The organism is Brachyspira suanatina (assembly GCF_001049755.1).
GTDB lineage: Bacteria > Spirochaetota > Brachyspiria > Brachyspirales > Brachyspiraceae > Brachyspira > Brachyspira suanatina.
Genome location: NZ_CVLB01000001.1, coordinates 1,342,371 through 1,366,773 on the forward strand (window position 1 = coordinate 1,342,371; position 24,403 = coordinate 1,366,773).

Sequence of the window (24,403 nt, forward strand, 5' to 3'; positions counted from 1 at the left end):
TGATGGTTTGATTGTTCTCCTTCTAAAAATTAGAGTCTATAAGAATAACTTATAGACTCTATTTTTATATTATAATTATCATATAAAGTTTTTAATATTTATTATTGTTATAACTATAACAAACTTTGAGTATATAAATATATAATTCTATGTAAAAATTAAGAAATAATGATATTTATATACCCCACCACTGAGAAGCATCAGATTGATATGCCCATTTATAAGAGTTTGCTGATTGAATCCAAATTTTAGCTAATTGATTTACATTTTTAAAGATATAAAGTCCATTAACAGAATATACACTTTCACTATCAAATGAATTATCTGTATTATTTGTAACTACTACTACAGCATTAAAATTAGTTTGATATCCAAAATATTGAACTTTCCATCCGCCTGATGCAATAACTTTTCCAGTATTTGGATCCATAGTTCCAACAGTTGCTGTATCAGCTGTTAATGTTGTTCCAGTTCCAGTTCCTTCAGGTCTTGGCATTACAGGCATTGATAATGTAATTTTAGTCTCTATATATTTAGTATCAACTAAATTATTCGTACCATATGCAGTAACAGCTACATAATATAATGTACCATTGTTAAATGCATAATTTGGAATTTCTATTACAAAATTTGTTCTTGTATGATTAGAACCTGCTACTGTTGGATATGCTCCTAAAGAATTTTTTATAGCATCATCTGGCTGAGTAAAAGTTGAAGAATTACCGGCATATATATTAAATCCTGCAAAATCTGAAGCTATTACTCCTGACCAGAAGCTTATACTTACTTTGCCATTACCAGGTATAGCACAAATACCATATGGGGAATTATATTCGTCAACTATTGTAATAAGTTCTTCATTGCAAGAAATAAATAAAAAAATTGCTATTATATTGAGTATAAATATTTTTTTCATAATTAGTAGCTTAGTATATTGGCGCTAGTTTGTCTGCAATAATCAACTGTAATACTGCTAGCACCATTTACACTCCTTACATATATTTTACCATAATAGGCATTATTTCCATCAGTTATTTTTATTAAATAAAGTCTGTTAGCTTTTACTTGCAAATCAATGTTTCCATATCCATTTTCAGGAGGAACAACAATATCATTTAAAGATGTGCCGGATACTACCATCATACTTGTATTGCCAACATTTTGAAAATATAGAACTCCCCCACTGTCTATTAATCTTGCTAAATCTCTACCATCCATATTTATATTATTATTTGGAGTTATAGTTTGATTTAATGCTTCAGGTCTAGGTGTACCCATTTTTACGAAATTATCATAGTAATAATAACTTTCCAATTGAGGAGTTATTTGATAAGCTGATACCCATACATATATTGGTATTCCATTATTCAAATCAGAATCTTTTAAAGTATATACATCAGTACTATTAGTAGAGAAATACGCTCCTGTTTCAATAGTAAATGAATATTTTTTTATAACTTGAGATTTTGTATCTGATATAGTAGGCAATGCTTTTTGCTGATTATATAATCTATATTTTCTAGGATTTGTACTATCTCCAAAATATATATTATATCCGCTAAATGATGGTTCATTATTCTGGGCTTCAAATTCAACCGTTAATTTATTGTTTCCAGGTATAATTTTTGTTATATACGGCTGATTTAATTCTAGAGTTACACCTGTAACATCTGGAAGTCCACATGAAATTATTGCTAATGATGATATTACAATATATGAAAACAATTTAAACATACGCATTTATATATTATAAACAAAAATATTAATTATAGCAATAGTTATTTATTGGTACTTCCAAATCCACCCTCACCTCTTTGAGTATCTGAAAGAGAATCTACCTCTTCAAAACTTGCCTTTTCAACTTTAGCAAAAACCATTTGTGCTATTCTATCTCCTTTATTTATAGTAAATGGAGTATCAGTTAAAGAAGCTAATATTATTTTTAATTCTCCTCTATAATCACTATCTATTGTTGCTGGAGAGTTTAAACAAAATATACCATTTTTTAGTGCTAAAGAACTCCTACTCCTTACTTGTGCTTCATAACCTTCAGGTATTTCAATAAAAAGACCGGTTGGAATTAGTACTATATCATTTTTATTTAAAGTAATAGGTTTATCTATATTAGCATGTAAATCAAGTCCTGAAGAACCAGGAGTTTGATATTTAGGTAAAGGATTATTTGATTTATTAATAATTTTTATTTTAAGCATTATTTTCTCCAAATATTTTATTGTTTATCTAAAAAGGAAAGCGAGTATCATTATAATAATTAGTGCTGTAGTACCCTGTACAAAAGTGGCTAAAGTTCTAGCTTTATATGCATCATTTATTTTTAAACCAGATAATTCTACAACTATCCAAAAATAACTATCATTAGCATGAGAAGCTATCATAGATCCAGCTCCTATTGACATCAATACTAATACTTGAGATATAGGCGTATTAAATCCTAATGTGCCAAGTAAAGGAGCAAAAAGAGTTGCTACAGTAACTACAGCTATTGTAGATGATCCTAACATTATTTTTAGTGCTGATGCCATAATAAATGGAAGTATTAATCCCATATTTAATGATCCGAATATATGACCTAATTCAGGTATAATTTTAGCTAATTCAGTAGATTTCAAAACTTCTGCAAAAGCGCCACTGGCCCCAACTATAGCTAATATGCTTCCAGAAGATCTTATACCATCACCTATCCACATAGATATTTCTTCTTTATTAAATTTATGAGTTAATAGAAGTGAGAATAAAAAACCAATGAACAATGCCATAGATGGTTCACCTAAGAATATGAATATATTTTTTACTATTCCGCCGCCTAATCTGAAAGAATCAAATCTTACTATACTTCCTATAGCCATTAATATTATAGGGACTACTATAGGTGCTAAAGCTTTCCAAGTAGGAGGAAGTCCTCCTATATCACTTATCAAAGTTTCATAAGTAGGAGATTTATCCGGATAATTAGGTTTTTTTATATATTTTGAAATAAATATTCCATATATTGCCCCTACTAAAGAAGTTGGTATAGCAACTATTAATCCTATAATTATAACAGTTAATAAATGTGCTTCAAGTCCAAATAGGTTTACAACTGCTGCAGGTCCTGGAGTTGGAGGAATTAAAGCATGAGAAGCATAAAGTCCTGTAGATAATGCAACTGATAAAGCAACAGGAGATGCACCGCTTTTTTTAGCCACAGCTTTTCTTAAAGGTGTTAATATCAAATATCCTGAATCACAAAATACAGGTATTGATACTATAAAACCTAGTATATTCATAGCCAATGCAGGATGAGATTTACCTACTACTCTTAAAACTATTTCTCCTAATTTTAGAGCAGCACCAGACATTTCTAATATATTACCTATTACACTACCCAAAACTATTATTATACCTACACTTGCTAAAGCATTGCCGAAGCCTTTTCCTATTAAAGCTGATATTTCTGTTATATAATTGGTATCATTATTAGATGGGACATGAAGTGTAAAAGCTAAGAATATTGCTACTAATAGCATAGCTATGAATGGATGAACCTTAAATTTAATCGTTAAAATCATAACGACAATAATAGATATTGCCAACATAGCTATTACAAAATAACTAATCATTAAATATCCTTATGTTTGTTATTTTTTTTATTATGTAAGAAAATATGTAAAATATTAGTCATCATCTTCTGGAACTTCAGCATGAATATAGCCTTCTTCAAAGAAATATACTAATTCTTTTTCTGCTTGTTTAGCTATTTCTTCCATTCCATCTTCATATTCTATTTCTAAGATTAGATTTGCACCTTGAAATGCTCCAAGTCCCATAATATTAAATACACTTTTAGCGTCTGCTCTTACACCATTATAAAGTAAAAATATTCCTATGTTAGAATATTCATTTTTACTTGATATTTGTGAAAGTACTCCTGCGGGTCTTAAATGCATTCCATTTTTGCTTTTGATTGTAACTACATTTGTTAATGTCATTAATATTCCTATTGAATTTATTTTTACTTATTTTTAGTATAATATATTTTTATTTCTTTTTCAATAGATTTCTTTTATAATAAACATATTTTGAAATAAATAACTTTATATATTTGATATAATAAATAATTAATGATAGTATATAAGTTTTATATTTGGTATTATTTATTGCATAATTCTAAACATTTTTCAAGCCATTTACAAGTATTTTCTTCTCTCATAATGGCCCCCATTAATACTAAATAATCACTGAAACTATTGGTATTTTTCTGAGGTATGCCGTCAAATTTTTTTTGATTATTTTTTAAATGTTCTAGTCTTTCTTTATGCTGATTTAGATGATTAGTTATAAGATTTATTCTCATTTCTTCTGATAAACAATCTGAGAAAAATAATTGCAATCTAAATTCATCTTTAAATGTAGGAGGAATATTTATTTCTGATTCAATCCATTTCATAAAATCTTTTTTTCCAAGTTCAGTAATAGAATATAATTTTTTTTCTAAAACAGTTCCTGATATTTCTATTTTATATTCTACCATACCTTGTTCATTGAGTGATTTTAATTCCGGATATATTTGACTATGTTTTGCACTCCAAAATTCACATAGTGTTTCTTCAAATTCTTTTGTTATGTCATATCCTGTCATATTTTTTTGATTTAAAAGTCCTAAAATGGCATATTTTAACACTCCCATAAAAATCGCTCCAATTATTTGTTCTATATGTTTATATTTTAGTATTATACCATTATTAATATATAAAATCTATAGTATAAAACATATAAAAACTAATATGTATATATTGACACGTTTATATCTATATGCTATTATTTGTATACATGAAAAATCTTTAACATTTAAATAAAGGATTAAAATATAACATTTTATAGATATTTACATATAATAAATCGTGGGAGTATATTATGAATTATACAAAAAAGAGATGGTTTATACTTTTTGTAGTATGTTTAGCCAATTTATGTTTAGGTTCAATTTATACTTGGAGTGTATTTGCTGCACCTATGGCTGAATATTTATCAGGAATATTTGGAAAGACATTAACTTCAGCAGATTTAGCTATAGTCTATACAATAGCTAATAGTGTTGGCCCTATAACAATGATAAGTGGAGGATGGGTTAATGATAAATTCGGGCCTAAAAAAGTTTTATTTGTAGGCGGTATGATGTGGGGATTTGGAATGCTTCTTTCTGGTTTTGCCACAAGTGTAGGATTTTTAATTGTGTCTTATGCTTTAATAGGAGGGCTTGGATTAGGCATGGCTTATGGTACGGCAATAAGCAGCTGCATAAAATTTTTCCCAGATAAAAGCGGATTAGTAGGAGGTATTATAACTGCTGTATATGGTTTTGGTTCTGTAGCACTTCCTCCTATAGTTACAATGATTGTTAATAAATTTGATGCCCCTACAGCATTTAAAATTGTTGGTGTAGTTTTTTGTATTATACTTGCATTTTGTTCTTTTACTATAGAAAAATGTCCTCCAAATTTTGTGCCAGATGGTTGGACTCCTCCAGAAAAGAAGAATTCAATTTCTGTAACTATTAATAAAGATTGGAAAGGAATGCTTAAAACTCCAGCATTTTATGTTATGATACTTCTTTTTACTTGCGGAGCTTTTACCGGAATGATGATTACTTCTCAAGCTTCAGCAGTTGCAAGAAATTTAGTAGGAATGAGTGCCATTGCTGCTAGTACTGCAGTATCTGTATTGGCATTATTTAATGTATTTGGAAGAATTGTAGCAGGTTATTCTTCAGATAAGATAGGAAGAATATTAACTTTAGCTTTTTCATGTGTTCTTGGTGCAATAGGATTAATATGTCTTTATAAATCAGGAGAAGGAACTGATGTTATATTTTATATCGGCATATCTATAGTAGGACTTTGTTTTGGTTCTTTTATGGGAGTTTTTCCGGGATTTACAGCTTCAAAATTTGGAACATTAAATAACAGTGTTAATTATGGAATAATGTTTATTGGTGTTGCTATAGCTGGATATTTCGGTCCTACTGTTATGGGAAGTATGTATCGTCAATATGGAAGTTATCAAAATGCATTTTTAGTGGCATGTGCTTTGAATATTTTTGGAATAGTATTAACAATAATATATTCAATTTTAGACAAAAGAGAAAAGAGAGCTAATTCTTAACAAGAAATATAGCTATTTTTAAACTAAATCAATGAGTATTTGCAGTATTGTTATTTTAGTATTTTTGAAATTATAATTGGGGCTTTGCCCCAACCCCCACTTCTTTTGGTGGCCCAAGGAAGCAAAAAGACTGTAATTCTATAGATTAAAGTTAGAACTTATACAACATGTACATATAATTATTAAAAATTTAAAATAGTAGATATAATCTTGTTAAATAGTTTTGAAAAATATTAAATAAAAATAAATATAAGGAGTATAAAATATGAAACATAAACATCCTAATCTATGTAAGCCTATAACAATAGCAGGTGTTACATTTCAAAATAGAATGTTTTCAGCTCCAATGGGCGGAACTGATATAACTAATGATGGATGTATAGGTCCAAAATCTACTGCATTCTATGAATTAAGGGCAAGAGGCGGTGCAGGTGCTGTTACAGTAAGTGAATGTATGGTACATCCTGAAACAGACGGTTCTCATGCTTATCATTTGGATACAAAAATATTAAACTCTCTTGCTGCTGCTACTTATACGGCAGATGCTATAAGAAGACATGGTTCAATAGCTAGTTTGGAATTATCACATTCTGGTATGTATGCAGGCACATATATGACAGATAAAACTAAAAAGCAAAGTATGGCTCAATGGGGACCTTCTGATACAGTACGCCCTGATGGTGTAGAAGTAAAATCATTAACGAAAGAAATGATAAAAGATATTGTTGATGCTTATGGTAATGTTGCTGCACTTGCTAAAAGAGCTGGTTTTGAAATGCTTTTAATACATGGAGGTCATGGCTGGCTTATTAATCAATTTTTCTCTCCTTATTTTAATAAAAGAAAAGATGAATATGGCGGAAGTTTAGAGAATAGATGCCGTTTAGCAATAGAAGTATTAACATCTGTTCGTAAATCTGTTGGTGAAAGATTTCCAATAGAGTTTAGATTCAGCGGTTCTGAATTATTTGATGGAGGTTATGATTTAGATGAAGGAATAGAGATTGCAAAACATATATCTCCTTATGTGGATTTACTTCATGTTTCTGCTGGAACTTATCAAAGAGGTTTCGGAGATACTCACCCTTCTATGTTTAAAGAGCATGGATGTAATGTATATTTGGCAGAGGCTATAAAAAAACATGTTTCTGTACCAGTATCAACCATAGGAGCTTTAAATAGTCCAGAACAAATGGAAGAGATTATTGCATCTGGGAAAGCTGATATTGTTTATATGGCACGTGCTTTGCTTGCTGATCATCAATTGCCTAGAAAGGTAATGGAAAATAGAGATGAAGAAATAGTGCATTGTTTGAGATGCTTTACTTGTATGGCTGAACGTGCTGCTACTGCTACTAGAAGATGTACTGTTAATCCTTTAATAGGAAGAGAGCTTGACGGAATTGAAGTTATGCCAACAAGAGAAAGTAAAAAAGTGTTAGTTGCAGGTGCTGGTCCCGGAGGTTTATATGCTGCTTATACTGCTGCTAGAAGAGGACATAAAGTTATATTATGTGAGAAAGAATCAGAAGTTGGAGGTATATTAAAAAGTGAGCAGGCAATACCTTTCAAAAAAGAAATGTATGATTTATCTAATACTTATGCATTGCTTGCTAGAAAAGCTGGCGTTGAAATACGTACAAATACAGAAGTAACAAAAGAATTAGTAGAAAAAGAAAATCCTTATGCATTAATAATTGCTGTTGGTTCAACTCCTTTAGTTCCTCCTATAAAAGGTTTAGATGGTGATAATGTTGTTATAGTAAATAACTACTATAAAGAAAAAGATAAAGTAACTGATAATGTAGTGGTATTTGGTGGCGGTTTAGCTGGATGTGAATGTGCTATACATTTAGGAATGGAAGGAAAAAAAGTACATCTTGTAGAAATGAGAGATGAGCTTGCACCTGATGCTAATGTAAGACATAGACCTTTACTTTTAAAAGAAGTTGATAAATATGTTACTGTTCATACTGGATATAAAGGAATAGAAGTAAGAAAAGACGGAATATTGTGTGTTGATAAAGATAATAAAGAAGTATTAGTTGAAGGAACTACAGTTATATGTGCTTTAGGACAAAGATCTTGTACTGATACTGTTGAAAAATTAAGAGATACTGCTCCGTTTGTAAGAGTAATTGGAGATGCTGCAAAAGTTGCTACAATAACAAATGCTGTATATTGGGGATATCATGCTGCTTTAGATATATAATAGTTAAACATATAGATTCATAATTTTCCATAGGCTTTATAGTATAGTGATATATTATAAAGCCTTTTTAAATTTAGAGTTTTATTTACATTGCCCGCCCTTTTATATTTACTATTCTATTATATATTTTTAATTTAATTATTTTTATTGCTGAATTAGAAAAAGCAATCCCACCCTAGTTTTTATTAAATTTATAATCCACTTAACGCACGGTTAACTTATTATTATATTTTATGAAATTTGAATTATAAAATAGCTTTATTTTTTAGCTCTATTCTGCGTGCGGTGAATAAATTTTTAAGTTTCATTTTCTAGTAAAAATTATAAGTTTAAAAATCGCTTGGGTGGGAATGCTTTTTCTTTTATAGCTTTTAAAGAATAATAAAATTTGATATTCAAATTTAAGCAGTAAATATTAGAGGGCGGGCATGTAATAAAATTTATTTATTAATATTTAATATCGATAAACTCTTTTTTTATATAGAATTTATGTTATAATATTTTAACTTTTTTATAAGGATTTTTTATGGCTAATAATTCTATAGAAATAAGAGGTGCTAAAGAGCATAACCTTAAAAACGTATCACTTTCAATACCTCATAAAACCCTAACCACTTTGACAGGAGTATCAGGAAGCGGAAAAAGCTCTCTTGCTTTCGATACTATTTTTAAAGAGGGACAGAGAAGATATTTAGAATCGTTGTCAGCTTATGCCAGACAGTTTTTAGGCGTTATGGCTAAGGCTGATGTTGAACATATAGAAGGATTATCCCCTACTATTTCTATAGACCAAAAAAGCGTAAATAAAAATCCTCGTTCTACTGTAGGCACTGTTACAGAAATCTATGACTTTTTTAGATTACTATTTGCAAGACTTGGAGTTCCTTACTGTTCTAAATGTGGACATAAAATTTCTAAACAAAGCGAAGACCAAATTGCACAAAGTGTTTTAAGAGAGTTTGCAGAAAAAAGAATTTTAGTACTTGCCCCTATTGTAAGAGATAGAAAGGGAGAGTATAGAAAAGAAATTGAAGAAGTTAAACTTGCAGGATACCCTAGAATAAGAATTGATAATATAGTTTATAAATTCGATGAAGATGAAATTCCAGAATTAAAGAGATATGAGAAACATACTTTAGAAATAGTTATTGATAGAATTAAGGTTGAAGATAAATATTTGTCAAGAATCACCGATGATATTGAAAGAGCTATAAGAATAACAAAAGGCTTAGTAGCATTCTATGAAGAACATGAAAAAAGCGAGGAAGTATTAGAAACAGAAACTCCAGAAAATGCTGAAGAAGATACAAAAACAAAAAAGAAAAAAATCAAAATGAGTAAGCAGTTTGAAATAGATAAATATTATAAATTGTACACAACTGAAAGATCTTGTGCAAATTGCGGACACTCTATTGCAGATATTGAGCCTAATTTATTTTCATTTAATAACCCTATGGGAGCATGTACAGTTTGCGGAGGACTTGGAGTTGAGCATGTATTCACAGAAAAACATATTGTAAAAGATGAAAATTTAAATATTTATGAAGGGGCTTTATCATGTTTTGTAGATGATCATATCGGTTTTGATATGGAATATGGTACTGATGAACTTGAAGTGATTGCTAAGACTTATAAAATAGATTTGAAAAAGCCTTGGAAAGATTTAACTAAAACAGAAAAGAAATATTTACTTTATGGTACTGATAAAGAGGTAAAATGGAGAAAAAGATTCTGGTATCATAGCAAACTTGTTGAAGAAAGAGTTCCTGGAATTTTAGACAGATTAAAATACGATTATGAAACTTATAAGAATAGTTATTATGCTAATTTTATGGACGAAGTTGAATGTCCTAAATGTAAGGGTAAAAGAATTAATGATGATGCTTTGTCTGTAAAATTTAATGGAAAAACTATAGCTGATTTTTCTTCAATGACTATAGAAGATTTATATGATTATTTCACTAAATTAAAATTAAAACCAAATGAAGAAGTGATCGGTGCCCCTATAGTAAAAGAAATTATTTATAGATTAACATTTTTGGTGAAAGTTGGATTAACTTATTTAACAATAGAGCGTTCCTCACCTACTCTTTCAGGAGGAGAATCTCAAAGGATAAGATTAGCGTCTCAAATAGGAAGCGGACTTGAAGGTGTATTATATGTACTTGATGAACCTTCAATAGGTTTGCATCAATCAGATAATAAAAAATTAATTGAATCATTAAAAACATTAAGAGATAAAAATAATACTGTCATAGTTGTAGAGCATGATAAAGAAACTATGGAGGAATCAGATTATTTAATCGATATAGGCCCTAATGCCGGTGTTAATGGCGGTGAGGTTGTAGGTATTGGTGATTATGAAGAGTTTATAAAATCTGATAGATCATATACTGCTAAATATTTACGCGGCGATGATGACATAGAAATTCCAAAACAAAGACGTGAAGGAAACGGAAAGTTTTTAAAAGTAATAGGGGCTAATCAATTTAATCTTAAGAATATAGATGTTGAATTTCCATTAGGTGTATTTATTGTAGTTACAGGACTTTCTGGAAGCGGTAAATCTACTCTAGTTGAAAATATTTTAATGCGTGCCTTACATAATCATTTTTATGGTAAGACTTTAACTCCGGGAAGCCATGAAAGAATAGAAGGACTTGAAAATATTGATAAGGTTATAGAAGTTGATCAATCACCTATAGGAAGAACGCCAAGAAGCAACCCAGCAACTTACACAAAAGTTTTATCACCTATAAGAGATTTATTTGCAGCTACTAAACTTGCCAAAATGAGAGGATATGATAAAGGAAGATTTTCATTTAATGTAAAAACAGGAAGATGTCCTACTTGTGAAGGAGCTGGGGTTATAGAACTTGAGATGCAATTTCTTTCTAATGTATTAGTGCCTTGTGAAGAATGCGGAGGAAAGAGATTTAATGCAGAAACTCTTGACGTTAAATATAAAGACAAAACTATTTACGATGTTCTTGAAATGAGTGTATCTGAAGCAATAGAATTTTTTGATGGTATAACTTCTATTACAAGGATATTAAAAATAATGGAAGATATAGGACTTGGATATATAAAATTAGGCCAGCCTTCAACTACTCTTTCAGGAGGAGAAGCTCAAAGAATAAAACTTGCAAGTGAACTTCATAAAATATCCACTGGAAACACTCTCTATATATTAGATGAACCGACTACAGGACTTCATTTTGAGGATATAAAGAAATTATTAAAAGCATTAGACGGACTTGTTGAGAAAGGAAATACTGTTTTAGTTGTAGAGCATAATTTGGACGTTATTAAATGTGCCGATCATATTATAGATATGGGGCCTTTAAGCGGTGATAAAGGAGGCAGAGTTGTTGCTGAGGGTAAGCCTGAAGATATAATAAAAGTAAAAGAATCTCTCACAGCAAAAGAACTCAAAGAAATATTAAAGCCTTCAAAAAAGAAAAAAGAATCTATTAAAACAGAAGAAACAAAAAAAGAAGAAAATACTTCATTAATAATAAAATGTGCCAATAAGCATAATCTTAAAAATATAAGCTTGACACTTCCTAAAAACAAAATAAATGTTATTACAGGAGTATCAGGAAGCGGAAAAACTTCTCTTGCATTCGATACCATATTTAAAGAAGGTCAAAGAAGATTCGTTGAATCGCTTTCTACTTATGCAAGAAGATTTTTAGGAAGATTTGAAGATGCTAATGTTGAAAAAATAGAAGGATTAGCTCCTGCAATTGCAATAGATCAGAAAAATGTAAGCAGGAATCCTCGTTCTACTGTGGCAACGGTTACAGAAATTTATGACTATTTTAGATTAATTTTTGCAAGACTTTCTAAGCCTCATTGTCCGCATTGTAATGATAAAAATACTTTAAAAGCTGAAACTCCTTCTATACTTGCAACTGAAATTGTTGATACTATGGATTTGCATAAACTTGTTATAATATCACCTTTGTATCATAGCTCATTCAATCATAGATTTACTTTTGATGATAATGATGCAAAAGATATTAAAAAGATTATAGAAAAAACCAGAGAAGCTGGATATGTAAGAATGCAAATCAACAATAATGATTATGTTATAGATGATATTACAGAAGATGATATTAAAGAATTATCTAAAGAAGAAATATATTCTGTAGGTATAGTAATTGATAGGATTGTTGTTGGAAAGGATAAAAGAGCTAGGATTGCAGATGCTATTGACAGAGCAATGGATTTATCAAACGGAGTAGCACATATAAAAGCTTCTCATGGAATAATAGTAAAAGAAAGTTTCCATACAAAATTCCCTGCCTGCTTGCTTCATGGAATTTTATTTGATTTTGAAGTTACACCAAGACATTTTTCATTTAATTCGCATTGGGGATATTGTGAGGAATGTAAAGGACTTGGAAGCAAACCTACATTCAGTATAGATTTAGCAATAAAGGACAGCACAAAACCTTTATTTGATGGGGCATTAGATACAGCCATTCATAATATGTTTTCTACTCCGGGAAAGCATTATACAGATTCTTTATTTAGATTTTTGAGAAGAAGCGGAATAACAAAGAAAGATTTATATGAAACTCCTTTCAATGAATTAGATAAAAAAGTTATAGACACAGTATTTTTTGGAGGCGATTATTGTATAGGTAATGTAATAACTGCATGGCACTCTAATAATGATGTTACAAGCGAAGATTATTCAGAATGGAAGGATCAATCCCTTGGAAAATTCTTTATTGATGAGGAATGCAGTTCTTGTCATGGAGAAAGATTAAATGAAATAATAAGATCTTATACTATACAAAATAAAAACATAAGCCAAGTATGTGCAATGACAGTTGAAGAAAATATTCATTTCTTTGATGAACTTCCAAATCTTTTAAGCGAGAGAGAAAATACTATATCGAAGGAAGCTATAAAAGAAATTAGAACAAGATTAAGTTTCTTAGATAAAGTAGGACTTGGATATTTATTCTTAAGCAGAAAATATGCAACACTTTCAGGCGGTGAGGCACAAAGAATAAGACTTGCTAGTCAATTAGGTTCTAAACTTACAGGAGTACTTTATGTATTAGATGAGCCTACTGTGGGACTTCACCCAAGAGATACAAATCATTTGCTTGATACATTAAAAGAATTGAGAGATTTAAAAAATACTCTTGTAATAGTAGAGCATGACAGAGATACTATGAAGGCTGCTGATAATATTGTAGATATGGGGCCTTATGCTGGTGCTTTTGGAGGTGAAGTAGTTTTCCAAGGTAAATACGATGATATATTAAAAGATGATAATTCACTTACAGGAAATTATTTAAGCGAGAGAAAAAAAGTATTTGAAAAAACTGCTGTAAGAAATGAAGAAACTGAATGCATAAAATTAAAAAATGTTTCAACAAATAATTTAAAAAATATTGATGTTGATATACCATTAAAAAAGATAGTAGTTGTTACAGGAGTATCTGGAAGCGGTAAGTCATCATTGATAATAGATACTCTCTACCCTGCCCTAAAAAAACGCAGACTAAATCAATATTCAAAATTTGAAAGCGTTGAAATACCTAGCATTGTTTCAGACACTATATTAGTTGATCAAATTTCAATAGTTGGTTCTATTAGAAGTACATTAGTAAGCTATAGTAAAGTGTTCGATAAAATAAGAAATATATTTGCAAAAACTCCTACAGCAAAAGCAAAAGCATTCGCACCGGGCAGATTCTCATATAACGGCAAAGAAGGAAGATGTAATATCTGTGAAGGTAAAGGTATAAGAAAAATTGCAATGCACTTCTTATCCGATATGGAAATTGTTTGCGAGGCTTGCGGAGGTAAAAGATATAACGATGAAACTTTATCCGTAAGATTCAAATCTTTAAACATAGCCGAAGTATTAGAGCTTACAGTTGATGAGGCAATAGAGTTTTTCGACTTCGACAAATCAATCGTAAAAACACTTTCTATAATGAGCGAGGTTGGACTTGGTTATATAAAACTTTCTCAAAGGCTTGATACTTTTTCAGGCGGTGAATTACAGCGTTTGAAACTTGCGACTGAGTTAGCTAAAAAACAAGGCGATGAGCATATAGTATACATATTAGATGAACCTACTACAGGGCTTCATTTTGATGATGTTAATAAACTTCTTATAGCTTTAAACAAATTAGTAGAGAAAGGACATAGCGTTATAATAATAGAGCATAATCCTGATGTTATAAAAGCTGCTGACTATATAATTGATTTAGGATTAGAAGGCGGTACTAATGGAGGAGAAATCATCGCGAAAGGTACTGTTGAAGAAATTTTGGAGATGAAAAAAGGATACACTTGGAAGTATATTTAATTATTATATATTTTCATTTTATAATAATAGGCGGTCATTACTTCTAATAATCACCGCCTAAAAACTAAAAACTAACGATAAATTGCTTTTATAATAAATTTTCCATATCTTCTCTTTTATCAAATCCTGAATAATTTTTCCTTGCATATTTCTTATATTCTTTCATATATTCTTCATCATAAAATTTGTCTGGGTCGCCTCGATATATATACCATTTATTATTTTCTTCATCTAAATAACCGCATGATACACTTGCTATTGAAGATTTTCCTTCTACAAAATTGTATAATTTATCTGTTATGGACACAAATTTTAATACAAACCTTTTGAAAAGTGTATTTCTATCTCTGTCTTTTTTCATAGAAATCCATTTAAATAATTCTGTAATATTTATAAGTATGAATGGTAAAGGTTTTAATAAAAATTTCATATAATACTCATATTATTGCTATATTAGCATTCTGTTTATTTTGTTAAATGATAAATACTCATAATTTCATCTGGATTTTTAGTTTTTTTCATCTGTATCCATTCTATTAATCTAAGAATCCATATAAAAGGTATTAATATTGGAATTGATAAATATCTTAATATAGGTTTGATTTTTTCCATATTATGCTTCATTTTATTTAATTATTATAATATAATTTTAGAACTAATTTTGTTTTTATCAAGTCATTTTTTATTGTTATAATGTTTTGAATTATAATTATTGTTTGTATAAATATTATTGAAGCATATTGAATTAATTTAAATAGTAAATTATATTATTTATATAAAAATAATAAAAGGTATGAAATATGTCAAATGATACCAGATTAAAACCATCATTAAATTTATCTTCTGATGAAATTAGTTTAATTAATAAAATAGCACAAGAGCAAGCTAGAACTAAAAATAGTCTAATTACCTACATAGTTAAAGAATATTTAAAAGAATATCAAGAAAAACAAGCTAAAGAGAAAGGAGAACTATAAATAATGAAAACTACCAAAGACTATAAAAATGTATCATTGAATTTAACAAAAAAAGAGATTGAGTTCATTGATTCCAAGAGAAAAATACCATATAATATTTCATTTGCTAGTTTTTGTCTTGCTTTGATTCGTGAAGTATTAGAAGCTAGATATAAAGATGAATATAAAAAATATATAGAAGATGATATTAAGTAAAAATAAGGTATGTAAAAATGAAAGAATTAACTAGTCAAATAAAGAATGGTCGTGAATATGGCATTGCTGTATATTTAAATTTATTTGATGATGAAAAAAAATATTTTCAGAACTTATGATAAAAGAAAATAGAAACAAATCCAATTTAGCAAGTTATATAATAAAAAAATATTTAAAAGAATACCAAAATGCTAATGATTTAGAAAACTCAGATAAGCAGTAAAAGGTATTTTGTTATTTATATATTATTAGATTATATGTAATAATCAAAGGATTACATAAATGGAAGAATCAAATAAAAAGAAATATGTATATAAAAGATTAAGTTCAACAATAAATTTAAATGATGATGAGTTTAATTTACTTGATGAGATTGTAGAAAAATCTGGAATGAATAAAAATCAAATTGTTACTTATGCTTTACGTGAATATTTCAAAAAATATACTGATGAAAATAAACAAGATGATGTAAATACTTTTAATAATAATGAAAATAATAATATAATAGTAGATAATCAAAATAATAATAATATTTCAATAGGTGATTTAAATAATTCTATTAATATATTAAATCAATCAATTAATAATCTAGCTGATTTAATAAAGAAAGATAATACTAATAATGACTAATGATATTTTTTGATTTCTTTGTAAGTATAATATTTTTTTAATTGTCTAATATTTTTATATAATTTAAGTTTTATAAAATTTCAATTACTAATTTAAACTTAAAAGAGGATAGTTAAATTAATAACTACCCTCTTATACACTTTATAAATAGATATTTTTATTATTCAAAGATTGTTTTGTATTTGTCTTTTAAATAAGGTGTTATTTCTTTTATAGGTATTAATACTCTAGTTTCACCTATTGCATAAGGTCCTATTTCATAAATGCCCCAAGTAAATACTAAACCTTTTGATGTCAAATAGAAATTATTATTTTCTAATGTAAGTTCATCTAAACCTATATAAGAATTAGCATCTCTGCCTTCAAGATTTACTAATTTATCTTTTACTAATTTTAATAATTCTGGATTTTTTAAGTCTGTTATTAAATCTTCTATTTTTAATTTACTTCCATCTTCTAATGAGTATACACTGTTTACTGTAGCATAATTTCCATGTGCTCCGCCAGTATATTCATAAACTAATTTATTTATAGATACAACTTTTTTACTTAAATAATCTATACCAAATTGAGAAGAATAATTTTCTATATGTGATATATAATCTGATTTTACCCACTCATCATAGATAGGAGTCATTTTATTGCTTACTATAGTTTGAGCTGTTAATAATTTACCCAAATCATTGAAAGTGCTTGCATCAGTTATTCCAAAATCTTTATTAATGTCTAAATTAATTTTATCAATACTTGCAGATTTGCTGTCATTATTTAAAGCAAATATTGCAGTTTTGAATTGAAAGAATCTTTGACCATTAGTTGATGATTCAGGAGAAACATTTGAATAAGCATATTCAATTATTCTAGCACCAGTTATAGATGTTTTTCCAGTTTTGAAAGTCATTTCTTTACCATCTATTGTAGCTACGAATGGATATGCTATGCTAGGGAAATTTCCTTCTAATGTTTTATTGTCATAAGAAGTTGCTGATATATTGCCTTCATCAAGCTCGCCTGCTCTTGTAACATTGAATGTGTTTAAATTTTGATTAATGTCTCTGTAATATACTACTCCGAAATTTCCGCTTTCATTCTGTGCTATTTCAGAGTTGATATATTCTCCAGTATCAGCTACTAAATATACAACTTCATAATTGTTAGCTTTTTCATTTTCGCTAAGCTGTAATGGTTTTACTTCTGCAGTATTATTTTCGGTTGCTGTTTCCTGTTTAGCATTGTTTGAATTACCGCATGAAACAAAAACAAATAAAGTACATAATGCTGTTAAAAAAATTGCTTTCATTTTTACCCTCTTTTTTATATATTACTCCCGAAAATATACTATAGATATAACAACGTATATTTTTTTATGTAAAATATTTTGTTTTAATAAATGAAATTTTTACAATAATAAAAAATTAATTATAAAAATTTAAAATATGATACCTCATTAACTATATTTTCTGTTTTTTCAAGTATATTATTACTTTCATTTGCACCTTGTTCAGCTATATTTGAATTTGTATAATTAATATTATTAAGTTCAGTAACAGCAGTATTTATTTTTGACATACTTTCTTCTTCGTCTTTTATAGATTGTAATATTGATACCAATATATCAGACATTTCATTTGCAAAACTTTCTATTTCTTCTAACGCCTTAGAAGATTCTCTTACTGTAGTTTCCCCTACCTCTATTTTTTTTGTAGTTTCGCTTACTATACTGCTTATATCTTTTGCTGCAGTGCTTACATTTGTAGATAAATTTCTTACTTCTGAAGCAACAACTGCAAATCCTTTACCTTGATCACCAGCACGTGCTGCCTCAACTGAAGCATTAAGAGCTAATATATTTGTTTGAAAAGCTATGGATTCTATTATAGAAGTTATATTTGCTATTTTTTTACTATATTCATATACTTCTATAACATTTTTGGATGTATCTTTTATAGCATTAACACCTCTTATTGTTGATTCCAACATATTATCACTTGTTTTTTTAGCATTGTCTGTATTAACTACAGTATCTTTTATAGATGAAAATACAATTTCTATTGAGTTTGTTAATTCTTCTAATGAGGAGGATTGTACAGAAACTCTTTGTGATAAATTTTTATTTCCATTATTTATTATTTCCATAGAACTATTAATGCCATTAATTTCATTTTTCAAGTTATGAATAATGCTACCTAATTTGTTTTGCATCATTCTCATTGCCCTAACTAGAGTTCCAGTTTCATTCTTTTTTTCTAATTCTTTTTTATTAAAGGAAGCATTAAAATTTCCATCAGACATAGACTCTACAATTTTTATTGTATTGTTTAAAGTGTTCGATATAGGTTTTGCTATTATTGTAAGCAGTATTGACTCCATTAATATTAACATTATAAATCCTACTATCATAACGATAATAAGTCTAATAACATTCCATTCTAAAATATCTATATTAGCTTCCACTATTAAATACCATGGAGTATTTTTTATATTTGTACTCATATATAATTTCTTATCTTTAATAAATGCAAATGAATCAGTTCCTAATATATCATTTTTATGGACTGAGAATATTGCATTATTAAAAATATTTTCTTTTAAAATAGCATTTTTATTTTTATGATAGAAATAAACTCCATCTCCGTTTATTAAACTTATATTATAATTGTATATCATTGCATTAGATAAAGTATCATTAGCAATTTGATTAAATATTATATCTACACCTAATATTCCACGTACTGTATTATCATCATTATAAATTGCTTTGCTGAATGCTATTGCTAATGATTCTGTAACAACATCAATATATGGATTTGATATAAATATATTAGTAGTTTCTAATGCTTTTATAAACCATTCTCTAGTGGTTTGATCATAATCTGATGGTAAAGGGGCACTATTGAACATTACTCCTCCATCTTTGTATGGAACAGTTGTAGCAAAATATATATTTGCTATATCATTATCTCGTCTAACTATATTTGACATTATAGTAGGAAAATTATTTGTATAATATTCTGCTTCCAAATATGATGAAAATATTTCTATTTGTTTCTTTATTGCATACATATTATTATCTAATACATTGGATAATAATTTAGCATTATCTTTAGACATAGTAATAAACTCATTTTTATATTTTGGTATATATAAAGACAAAACAGTTATAAATATAACCATTATACATATTGTATAAGGTATTATAAAGCTTAAAATAAGTTTATTCTTTTTGTATAAATTAATCATAAAAAATCCTTTTAGTAGTTATATTATTAATATTAAATAAAGAAACTGATGATAATAACTGAAAATAATGATAATAATATGTATTAATATTCATATTTTTAGTATACTATAATAACTTTATTTTTCAATGATAATAATAAAATTTTTTTTATTATTAATAATAATATTTTTGATATCCAATGGCTGTAAAAAACTTGTTATATTTATATTTTTATATTAGAATAAGTAAAATTCTGTTTTATAAAATAATTGGAGCTTGAATAATGAATAATATTAAAGAAAAATTAAAAGAACTTATAAAAGAACAGTATTTAATAATAGACGGTGCAACAGGTACAGAACTTCAAAAGAAAGAAATTAAAAAAGAATCTTGGATTATAAATGGAAATAATATAGAAGGTTGTAATGAAATACTGAATATAACTGCTCCAAATATAATGAAAGAAATACATATAGATTATTTGAATGCCAATGCCAATATAACGAAGACTAATAGTTTCGGAGCTATACCTTGGGTTTTAAGTGAATATGATATTGCAGATAAAGCCTATGATCTAGCAAAAACTGCTGCATTAATAGCTAATGAGGCAAGAGAAGAATATTTAAAAAATCCTAATTCTAAAGGAGATTTAAATAGAGATATATTTATTGCCGGCAGTTTAGGCCCCGGTGTAAAACTTCCTAGTTTGGGACAAATTAGTTTTGATGAAATGTATAATGGATATACAGAAGCTGCAAAAGGATTAATAGATGGAGGAGTTGATATAATACTTCTTGAAACTGCCCAAGATGTTTTGCAATTAAAAGCTGCAATACTAGCAGTTAACGATACAGCTAAAAAACTTAATAAAGAAATTCCAATAATGGTATCTGTAACTATAGAAAAAGAAGGTACTATGCTTTTAGGTACAGATATAGAAACAGCATATACTATACTTTCAAATTTAGATATTTTTTCTATAGGCATGAATTGCGGTACTGGGCCTGATATGGCAATGCGTCATATAAAAAAGCTTTCAGAAATATCATCTCTTCCAATATCAATACATAGTAATGCAGGACTTCCGGAAAACAGAGGAGGAAAAGCATATTATAGTATGACGCCGGAAGAGTTTGCTGATATTAATAGCAAGTTTTTTGAGTTAGACGGACTTGCATTTATAGGAGGATGCTGCGGTACTACCCCACTTCATATAAATGCATTGGCTGATAAAGTAAAAGGAATAAAGCCTAAAAAGCCGGCATTGGAAAAACAAAGACCATATATAGCTAGTTTATTTAATGTAGTAAGCATAAAACAAAATCCAGCTCCTTTAATGATAGGTGAAAGAAGCAATGCTACAGGAAGTAAAATATTTAGAGAACTTATGATTGCAGGCGATATGGACGGTATGCTTGATGTTGGTATAAAACAGGTAAAAGCTGGAAGCCATGCAATAGATGTTAATGCTGCTTGGGCTGGACGTGATGAAGTGGAAGATATTACAAAAATTATTTCTGCTTATGTTAAACAAATTTCTTTGCCTTTAGTTATTGATGCAATAAAACCTAATGTTATAGAGGCTGCTTTAAAAGTATATGGCGGAAAACCAATAATAAATTCTGCAAATATGGAGCAAGGCGAAGAAAAATTTGACTCCATATGTTCATTAGCTAAAAGATATGGTGCCTCTATTATGCTTCTTACTATAGATGAAAAATCAATGGCATTAACTTGTGAAGATAAATTGAGAATGGCTGAAAGAATGTATGATCGTGCAGTTAATGTTCATAAGATATTACCTCATGATATAATATTCGACCCTCTTACATTTACACTTGCTAGCGGTGATGAAAATAGTTTTATGGCAGGAGTTGAAACTTTAAATGCTATAAAAGAATTATCAAATAAATATCCTGAAAGTTCTATAAGTTTGGGAGTATCAAATATATCTTTTGGACTTAAAGAAGAAGCTAGAAAGATAATGAATTCAGTATTTTTATATGAAGCTATTAATCATGGACTTACTACTGCAATTGTTAATGTAGCTCAAATACTTCCGCTTTCAAAAATAGATGAAAAAGAAATAGAATTAGCAAAAGAACTTATATATAATAAAAATAATACTAAAGAACCTTTAATAAATTATATAAATCACTTCTCTGATAAAAAAGAAAAGAAAGAACTTAATAAAGAAGAAAATATTAAAAAGCCTATAAGGGAAGCTATAAGAGATGCTATGCTTGACGGTGAATGGAAAGATATGCAAAACTTACTTAATGAGGTGAAAGAAAATAGCGAAGAATTTGGCGGAGAAAAGAAATTTGCCCAGGCTATAATTGATGAAATACTTCTTCCTACTATGGCTGATATCGGGGTAAAATTTGGTGAAGGAACTATACAGCTTCCTTTTGTACTTGGTTCTGCTGAAGTAATGAAAAAGAGTGTTGATTTCTTATCCGAATTTTTAGAGAAAAAGAAACAGGAAAAAACTGCTAAAATAATACTTGGTACTGTGGCAGGAGATGTGCATGATGTTGGTAAGAATTTAGTTGAAATCATCATAAAAAATAATGGATTTGAAACTGTTAATATTGGTACTAAAGTTCCTATAGAAAAATTTTTAGAAGCATATCATGAACATAATGCAGACTGCATAGGAATGTCTGGTCTTTTGGTAAAATCTACCGAAGTGATGAAAGATAATCTTGCCTATATAAGAGAAAAAGGATTGAAAATACCTATTCTTCTTGGAGGAGCTGCACTTACAAAAGAGTTTGTAGAAAATGACTGTAAAAAAGTTTATGGAGATACTGGTAAAATATTTTATTGTAAAGATGGCTTTGATGATATATTAGCAATAAAAGAGATAATAGCTGATAGAGATAAAGAAAATAATAATTAAAAAGGATACTAACAGCAATGCCGGAAATAAATCATAAAAATCATGAACATTATATAAATAAACCTCCATTCTATGGAAGAAAAGTTTTTGAGTTTAATAAAGAAATAGAAAAAGAAGCTTTTGATATGATTAACAAAGTTAGACTTTTCAGAGCAGGTTTTGGATATTCTACAAAGAATCAAGATATGGAAAAATATAATGAGATGATTAAAACTAAGGTAGAACCTAAATACGAAGAAATGAAGAGCAATATTATAGAAAATAATTTAATTGAACCTGTAATGATTTACGGATTTTATAAAACTATTACAGAGAATGATAAATTATATATATATGATGTTAATTTTGAAACTAATGAACTAAAAGATGAAAAAATAGAAATACCTTTAGAGCGTATGGAAAATGAGCCTTACAATTCAATAGTAGATTTTTTTGATAAAGAAGAAGATACTATAGGTTTTACTCTAGTAAGCCTTGGAACGAAATTTGCTGGATTTTTAAAAGGTTTATATGATAATGATGATTATAAGGATTATTACTTTTATAATGCTATAGGAACTAATATCATAGAAAATTATGTGGATATACTTCAAAACCATATGGATAATTTACTTAATCTAAAAAACAATGGTAAAAGAAAACATGTAGGATGCAGATATTCTTTTGGTTATAAGGCGCTTTCAAATATGTACGGAAATAGAATCATTTTTGATAAATTAAAGCCGGAAGAATTCAATGTTACTCTTACCGAAAGCTATATGATGGATCCAGAGCTTAGTACTTGTGCAATAATATCATTTTGCGAAGATTCTTATTATTTTGCAAATTAAGTTATTTTATATTTTTTAATAAGCTAACAACAAAATCATAATTATTCATACTCATTATATGCATCTTTCTATGTTTTTTGAGCATACTATGAAATAAATCAGATGATAATTCTACTGCAACTTTTTTTTCTTCTTCAGGAGATTTATCACTAGCTTTTTTTAATTTATTAAGCCAAGTTTCTGGTATATAAGCACCAGGAAGTTTATAATATATAAAGTATGCAGTTTTATATGTAAGTATTGGAAAAAATCCAGGAACTAACATAGGTTTTTCTTTTAATGGAAGTTCGTCTATCCATTTTAACAATATTTCTAATCTTTCTGATTCATATATAGGCTGGGTGAATATTGCTTTAACACCTGAATTAGCTTTCTTAGCAAGTCGTACTTTTAATGTATCATTATTTTTTGCATAACTGTTAATAACGCAGAATGGATATATTGGTTTTAATGGTTCTTTAAAAATAAATTCCCCTAAACTTTTTCCTTTATTTAGATCTTTTATTATACTTATTAATAATTCTGAATTTCCTTCAAATACTGCTTTTGCTTGTTTTTGATTACCATTAGCTATAGCATCTCCAGTAACTGCAAGCACCATTCTTATATCAAAATAATTTGCCCCTATTAAATCATTTTGTAAAGCTATAGAATTTTTATCTCTCATAGTTTGAGTTGCTATGAAAGGTTTATTATTATTTAGTCTTTGCTGTAATTGCAATGCTGCAAGTATTGATGATATTTTTAAATTAGCAAATGGAGAATCAGTTAGAACAAAAGCATCTATATAATCTGAAATTTTAGAATCATCAATTTTATCTTTTATATAACCTAAATCAAATTTGGCTTGCGGAGATATTTCCAATGTAAATGTATATTCATCTTTATTTTCTAGTTTACCTATGAAATTTTCTACATTATTACTCATA

General features: G+C 28.3%; 19 protein-coding genes. 8 read left to right on the forward strand and 11 right to left on the reverse strand.

From position 1 onward, the window contains the following. Nucleotides 1–175: 175 nt before the first annotated feature. The 6 genes from BRSU_RS05760 to BRSU_RS05785 form a co-directional block, all read right to left on the reverse strand. Nucleotides 176–916, reverse strand: a complete 741-nt coding sequence (locus tag BRSU_RS05760; protein WP_048594324.1) for a hypothetical protein — start codon at nucleotides 914–916, stop codon at nucleotides 176–178. 2 nt (nucleotides 917–918) lie between these two features. Further along, the gene (locus tag BRSU_RS05765) at nucleotides 919–1,740 is read right to left on the reverse strand and encodes a hypothetical protein (protein WP_048594325.1); all 822 of its coding nucleotides are present in this window, start codon (nucleotides 1,738–1,740) and stop codon (nucleotides 919–921) included. 38 nt (nucleotides 1,741–1,778) lie between these two features. Further along, a complete protein-coding gene (gene dut, locus BRSU_RS05770; RefSeq protein WP_048594326.1) occupies nucleotides 1,779–2,213 on the reverse strand; it encodes a dUTP diphosphatase in 435 nt (144 codons plus the stop codon). 24 nt (nucleotides 2,214–2,237) lie between these two features. Next, nucleotides 2,238–3,620, reverse strand: coding sequence for a GntP family permease (locus tag BRSU_RS05775; protein ID WP_048594327.1), 1,383 nt, complete (start codon nucleotides 3,618–3,620; stop codon nucleotides 2,238–2,240). A 54-nt stretch (nucleotides 3,621–3,674) separates the two neighbouring features. After that, a complete protein-coding gene (locus BRSU_RS05780; protein ID WP_048594328.1) occupies nucleotides 3,675–3,989 on the reverse strand; it encodes an HPr family phosphocarrier protein in 315 nt (104 codons plus the stop codon). A gap of 161 nt (nucleotides 3,990–4,150) precedes the next feature. Next, the gene (locus BRSU_RS05785) at nucleotides 4,151–4,687 is read right to left on the reverse strand and encodes a PadR family transcriptional regulator (RefSeq protein ID WP_048594329.1); all 537 of its coding nucleotides are present in this window, start codon (nucleotides 4,685–4,687) and stop codon (nucleotides 4,151–4,153) included. Between the two features lie 227 nt (nucleotides 4,688–4,914). On the opposite strand from BRSU_RS05785, the gene BRSU_RS05790 reads away from it, so the two are divergent. From BRSU_RS05790 to uvrA, 3 genes are all read left to right on the forward strand, one after another. Continuing rightward, on the forward strand, nucleotides 4,915–6,162 hold the full coding sequence (locus tag BRSU_RS05790; RefSeq protein ID WP_048594330.1) for an L-lactate MFS transporter: 1,248 nt from the start codon (nucleotides 4,915–4,917) through the stop codon (nucleotides 6,160–6,162). A gap of 265 nt (nucleotides 6,163–6,427) precedes the next feature. After that, complete coding sequence (locus tag BRSU_RS05795) at nucleotides 6,428–8,374, forward strand: NAD(P)/FAD-dependent oxidoreductase (RefSeq protein ID WP_048594331.1); 1,947 nt, start codon at nucleotides 6,428–6,430, stop codon at nucleotides 8,372–8,374. A 526-nt stretch (nucleotides 8,375–8,900) separates the two neighbouring features. Continuing rightward, on the forward strand, nucleotides 8,901–14,717 hold the full coding sequence (gene uvrA, locus BRSU_RS05800; protein WP_048594332.1) for an excinuclease ABC subunit UvrA: 5,817 nt from the start codon (nucleotides 8,901–8,903) through the stop codon (nucleotides 14,715–14,717). Nucleotides 14,718–14,805: 88 nt separating this feature from the next. Here the strand turns inward: uvrA and BRSU_RS05805 are convergent, their stop codons facing one another. Together BRSU_RS05805 and BRSU_RS14465 are read right to left on the reverse strand one after the other, a co-directional pair. Further along, nucleotides 14,806–15,147 carry a hypothetical protein gene (locus BRSU_RS05805; RefSeq protein ID WP_048594333.1) on the reverse strand — a complete coding sequence of 114 codons (342 nt, stop codon included), beginning with the start codon at nucleotides 15,145–15,147 and terminating at the stop codon, nucleotides 14,806–14,808. Nucleotides 15,148–15,182: 35 nt separating this feature from the next. Beyond that, nucleotides 15,183–15,329, reverse strand: coding sequence for a hypothetical protein (locus tag BRSU_RS14465; RefSeq protein ID WP_157031454.1), 147 nt, complete (start codon nucleotides 15,327–15,329; stop codon nucleotides 15,183–15,185). Nucleotides 15,330–15,517: 188 nt separating this feature from the next. Between BRSU_RS14465 and BRSU_RS14470 the strand changes: the two genes are divergently transcribed. The 3 genes from BRSU_RS14470 to BRSU_RS05815 all read left to right on the forward strand — a co-directional run bounded on the left by BRSU_RS14470 (nucleotide 15,518) and on the right by BRSU_RS05815 (nucleotide 16,519). Next, a complete protein-coding gene (locus BRSU_RS14470; RefSeq protein ID WP_157031457.1) occupies nucleotides 15,518–15,694 on the forward strand; it encodes a hypothetical protein in 177 nt (58 codons plus the stop codon). 3 nt (nucleotides 15,695–15,697) lie between these two features. Next, entirely contained in the window at nucleotides 15,698–15,889 is a 192-nt protein-coding gene (locus BRSU_RS05810; RefSeq protein WP_048594334.1) for a hypothetical protein, read from the forward strand. A 282-nt stretch (nucleotides 15,890–16,171) separates the two neighbouring features. Further along, complete coding sequence (locus BRSU_RS05815) at nucleotides 16,172–16,519, forward strand: hypothetical protein (protein WP_048594335.1); 348 nt, start codon at nucleotides 16,172–16,174, stop codon at nucleotides 16,517–16,519. A 160-nt stretch (nucleotides 16,520–16,679) separates the two neighbouring features. On the opposite strand, the gene BRSU_RS05820 is transcribed toward BRSU_RS05815, so the two are convergent. Together BRSU_RS05820 and BRSU_RS05825 are read right to left on the reverse strand one after the other, a co-directional pair. Further along, nucleotides 16,680–17,819, reverse strand: coding sequence for an RsiV family protein (locus BRSU_RS05820; protein ID WP_048594336.1), 1,140 nt, complete (start codon nucleotides 17,817–17,819; stop codon nucleotides 16,680–16,682). Nucleotides 17,820–17,938: 119 nt separating this feature from the next. Further along, nucleotides 17,939–19,759: a methyl-accepting chemotaxis protein gene (locus BRSU_RS05825; protein ID WP_048594337.1), complete on the reverse strand. Its 1,821-nt coding sequence runs from the start codon at nucleotides 19,757–19,759 to the stop codon at nucleotides 17,939–17,941. A 263-nt stretch (nucleotides 19,760–20,022) separates the two neighbouring features. Between BRSU_RS05825 and BRSU_RS05830 the strand changes: the two genes are divergently transcribed. Beyond that, on the forward strand, nucleotides 20,023–22,644 hold the full coding sequence (locus BRSU_RS05830; protein ID WP_048594338.1) for a homocysteine S-methyltransferase family protein: 2,622 nt from the start codon (nucleotides 20,023–20,025) through the stop codon (nucleotides 22,642–22,644). Between the two features lie 17 nt (nucleotides 22,645–22,661). After that, entirely contained in the window at nucleotides 22,662–23,474 is an 813-nt protein-coding gene (locus BRSU_RS05835) for a vitamin B12 dependent-methionine synthase activation domain-containing protein (RefSeq protein WP_048594339.1), read from the forward strand. A gap of 1 nt (nucleotide 23,475) precedes the next feature. Here the strand turns inward: BRSU_RS05835 and BRSU_RS05840 are convergent, their stop codons facing one another. Continuing rightward, nucleotides 23,476–24,402 carry a methylenetetrahydrofolate reductase gene (locus tag BRSU_RS05840; RefSeq protein WP_048594340.1) on the reverse strand — a complete coding sequence of 309 codons (927 nt, stop codon included), beginning with the start codon at nucleotides 24,400–24,402 and terminating at the stop codon, nucleotides 23,476–23,478. Nucleotide 24,403 lies beyond the last annotated feature (1 nt).

Coding starts and splice junctions, on each gene's coding strand:
- BRSU_RS05760 (WP_048594324.1), bottom strand. CDS start 916: ATGAAAAAAATATTTATACTCAATATAATAGCAATTTTTTTATTTATT.
- BRSU_RS05765 (WP_048594325.1), bottom strand. CDS start 1,740: ATGCGTATGTTTAAATTGTTTTCATATATTGTAATATCATCATTAGCA.
- dut (WP_048594326.1), bottom strand. CDS start 2,213: ATGCTTAAAATAAAAATTATTAATAAATCAAATAATCCTTTACCTAAA.
- BRSU_RS05775 (WP_048594327.1), bottom strand. CDS start 3,620: ATGATTAGTTATTTTGTAATAGCTATGTTGGCAATATCTATTATTGTC.
- BRSU_RS05780 (WP_048594328.1), bottom strand. CDS start 3,989: ATGACATTAACAAATGTAGTTACAATCAAAAGCAAAAATGGAATGCAT.
- BRSU_RS05785 (WP_048594329.1), bottom strand. CDS start 4,687: ATGGGAGTGTTAAAATATGCCATTTTAGGACTTTTAAATCAAAAAAAT.
- BRSU_RS05790 (WP_048594330.1), top strand. CDS start 4,915: ATGAATTATACAAAAAAGAGATGGTTTATACTTTTTGTAGTATGTTTA.
- BRSU_RS05795 (WP_048594331.1), top strand. CDS start 6,428: ATGAAACATAAACATCCTAATCTATGTAAGCCTATAACAATAGCAGGT.
- uvrA (WP_048594332.1), top strand. CDS start 8,901: ATGGCTAATAATTCTATAGAAATAAGAGGTGCTAAAGAGCATAACCTT.
- BRSU_RS05805 (WP_048594333.1), bottom strand. CDS start 15,147: ATGAAATTTTTATTAAAACCTTTACCATTCATACTTATAAATATTACA.
- BRSU_RS14465 (WP_157031454.1), bottom strand. CDS start 15,329: ATGGAAAAAATCAAACCTATATTAAGATATTTATCAATTCCAATATTA.
- BRSU_RS14470 (WP_157031457.1), top strand. CDS start 15,518: ATGTCAAATGATACCAGATTAAAACCATCATTAAATTTATCTTCTGAT.
- BRSU_RS05810 (WP_048594334.1), top strand. CDS start 15,698: ATGAAAACTACCAAAGACTATAAAAATGTATCATTGAATTTAACAAAA.
- BRSU_RS05815 (WP_048594335.1), top strand. CDS start 16,172: ATGGAAGAATCAAATAAAAAGAAATATGTATATAAAAGATTAAGTTCA.
- BRSU_RS05820 (WP_048594336.1), bottom strand. CDS start 17,819: ATGAAAGCAATTTTTTTAACAGCATTATGTACTTTATTTGTTTTTGTT.
- BRSU_RS05825 (WP_048594337.1), bottom strand. CDS start 19,759: ATGATTAATTTATACAAAAAGAATAAACTTATTTTAAGCTTTATAATA.
- BRSU_RS05830 (WP_048594338.1), top strand. CDS start 20,023: ATGAATAATATTAAAGAAAAATTAAAAGAACTTATAAAAGAACAGTAT.
- BRSU_RS05835 (WP_048594339.1), top strand. CDS start 22,662: ATGCCGGAAATAAATCATAAAAATCATGAACATTATATAAATAAACCT.
- BRSU_RS05840 (WP_048594340.1), bottom strand. CDS start 24,402: ATGAGTAATAATGTAGAAAATTTCATAGGTAAACTAGAAAATAAAGAT.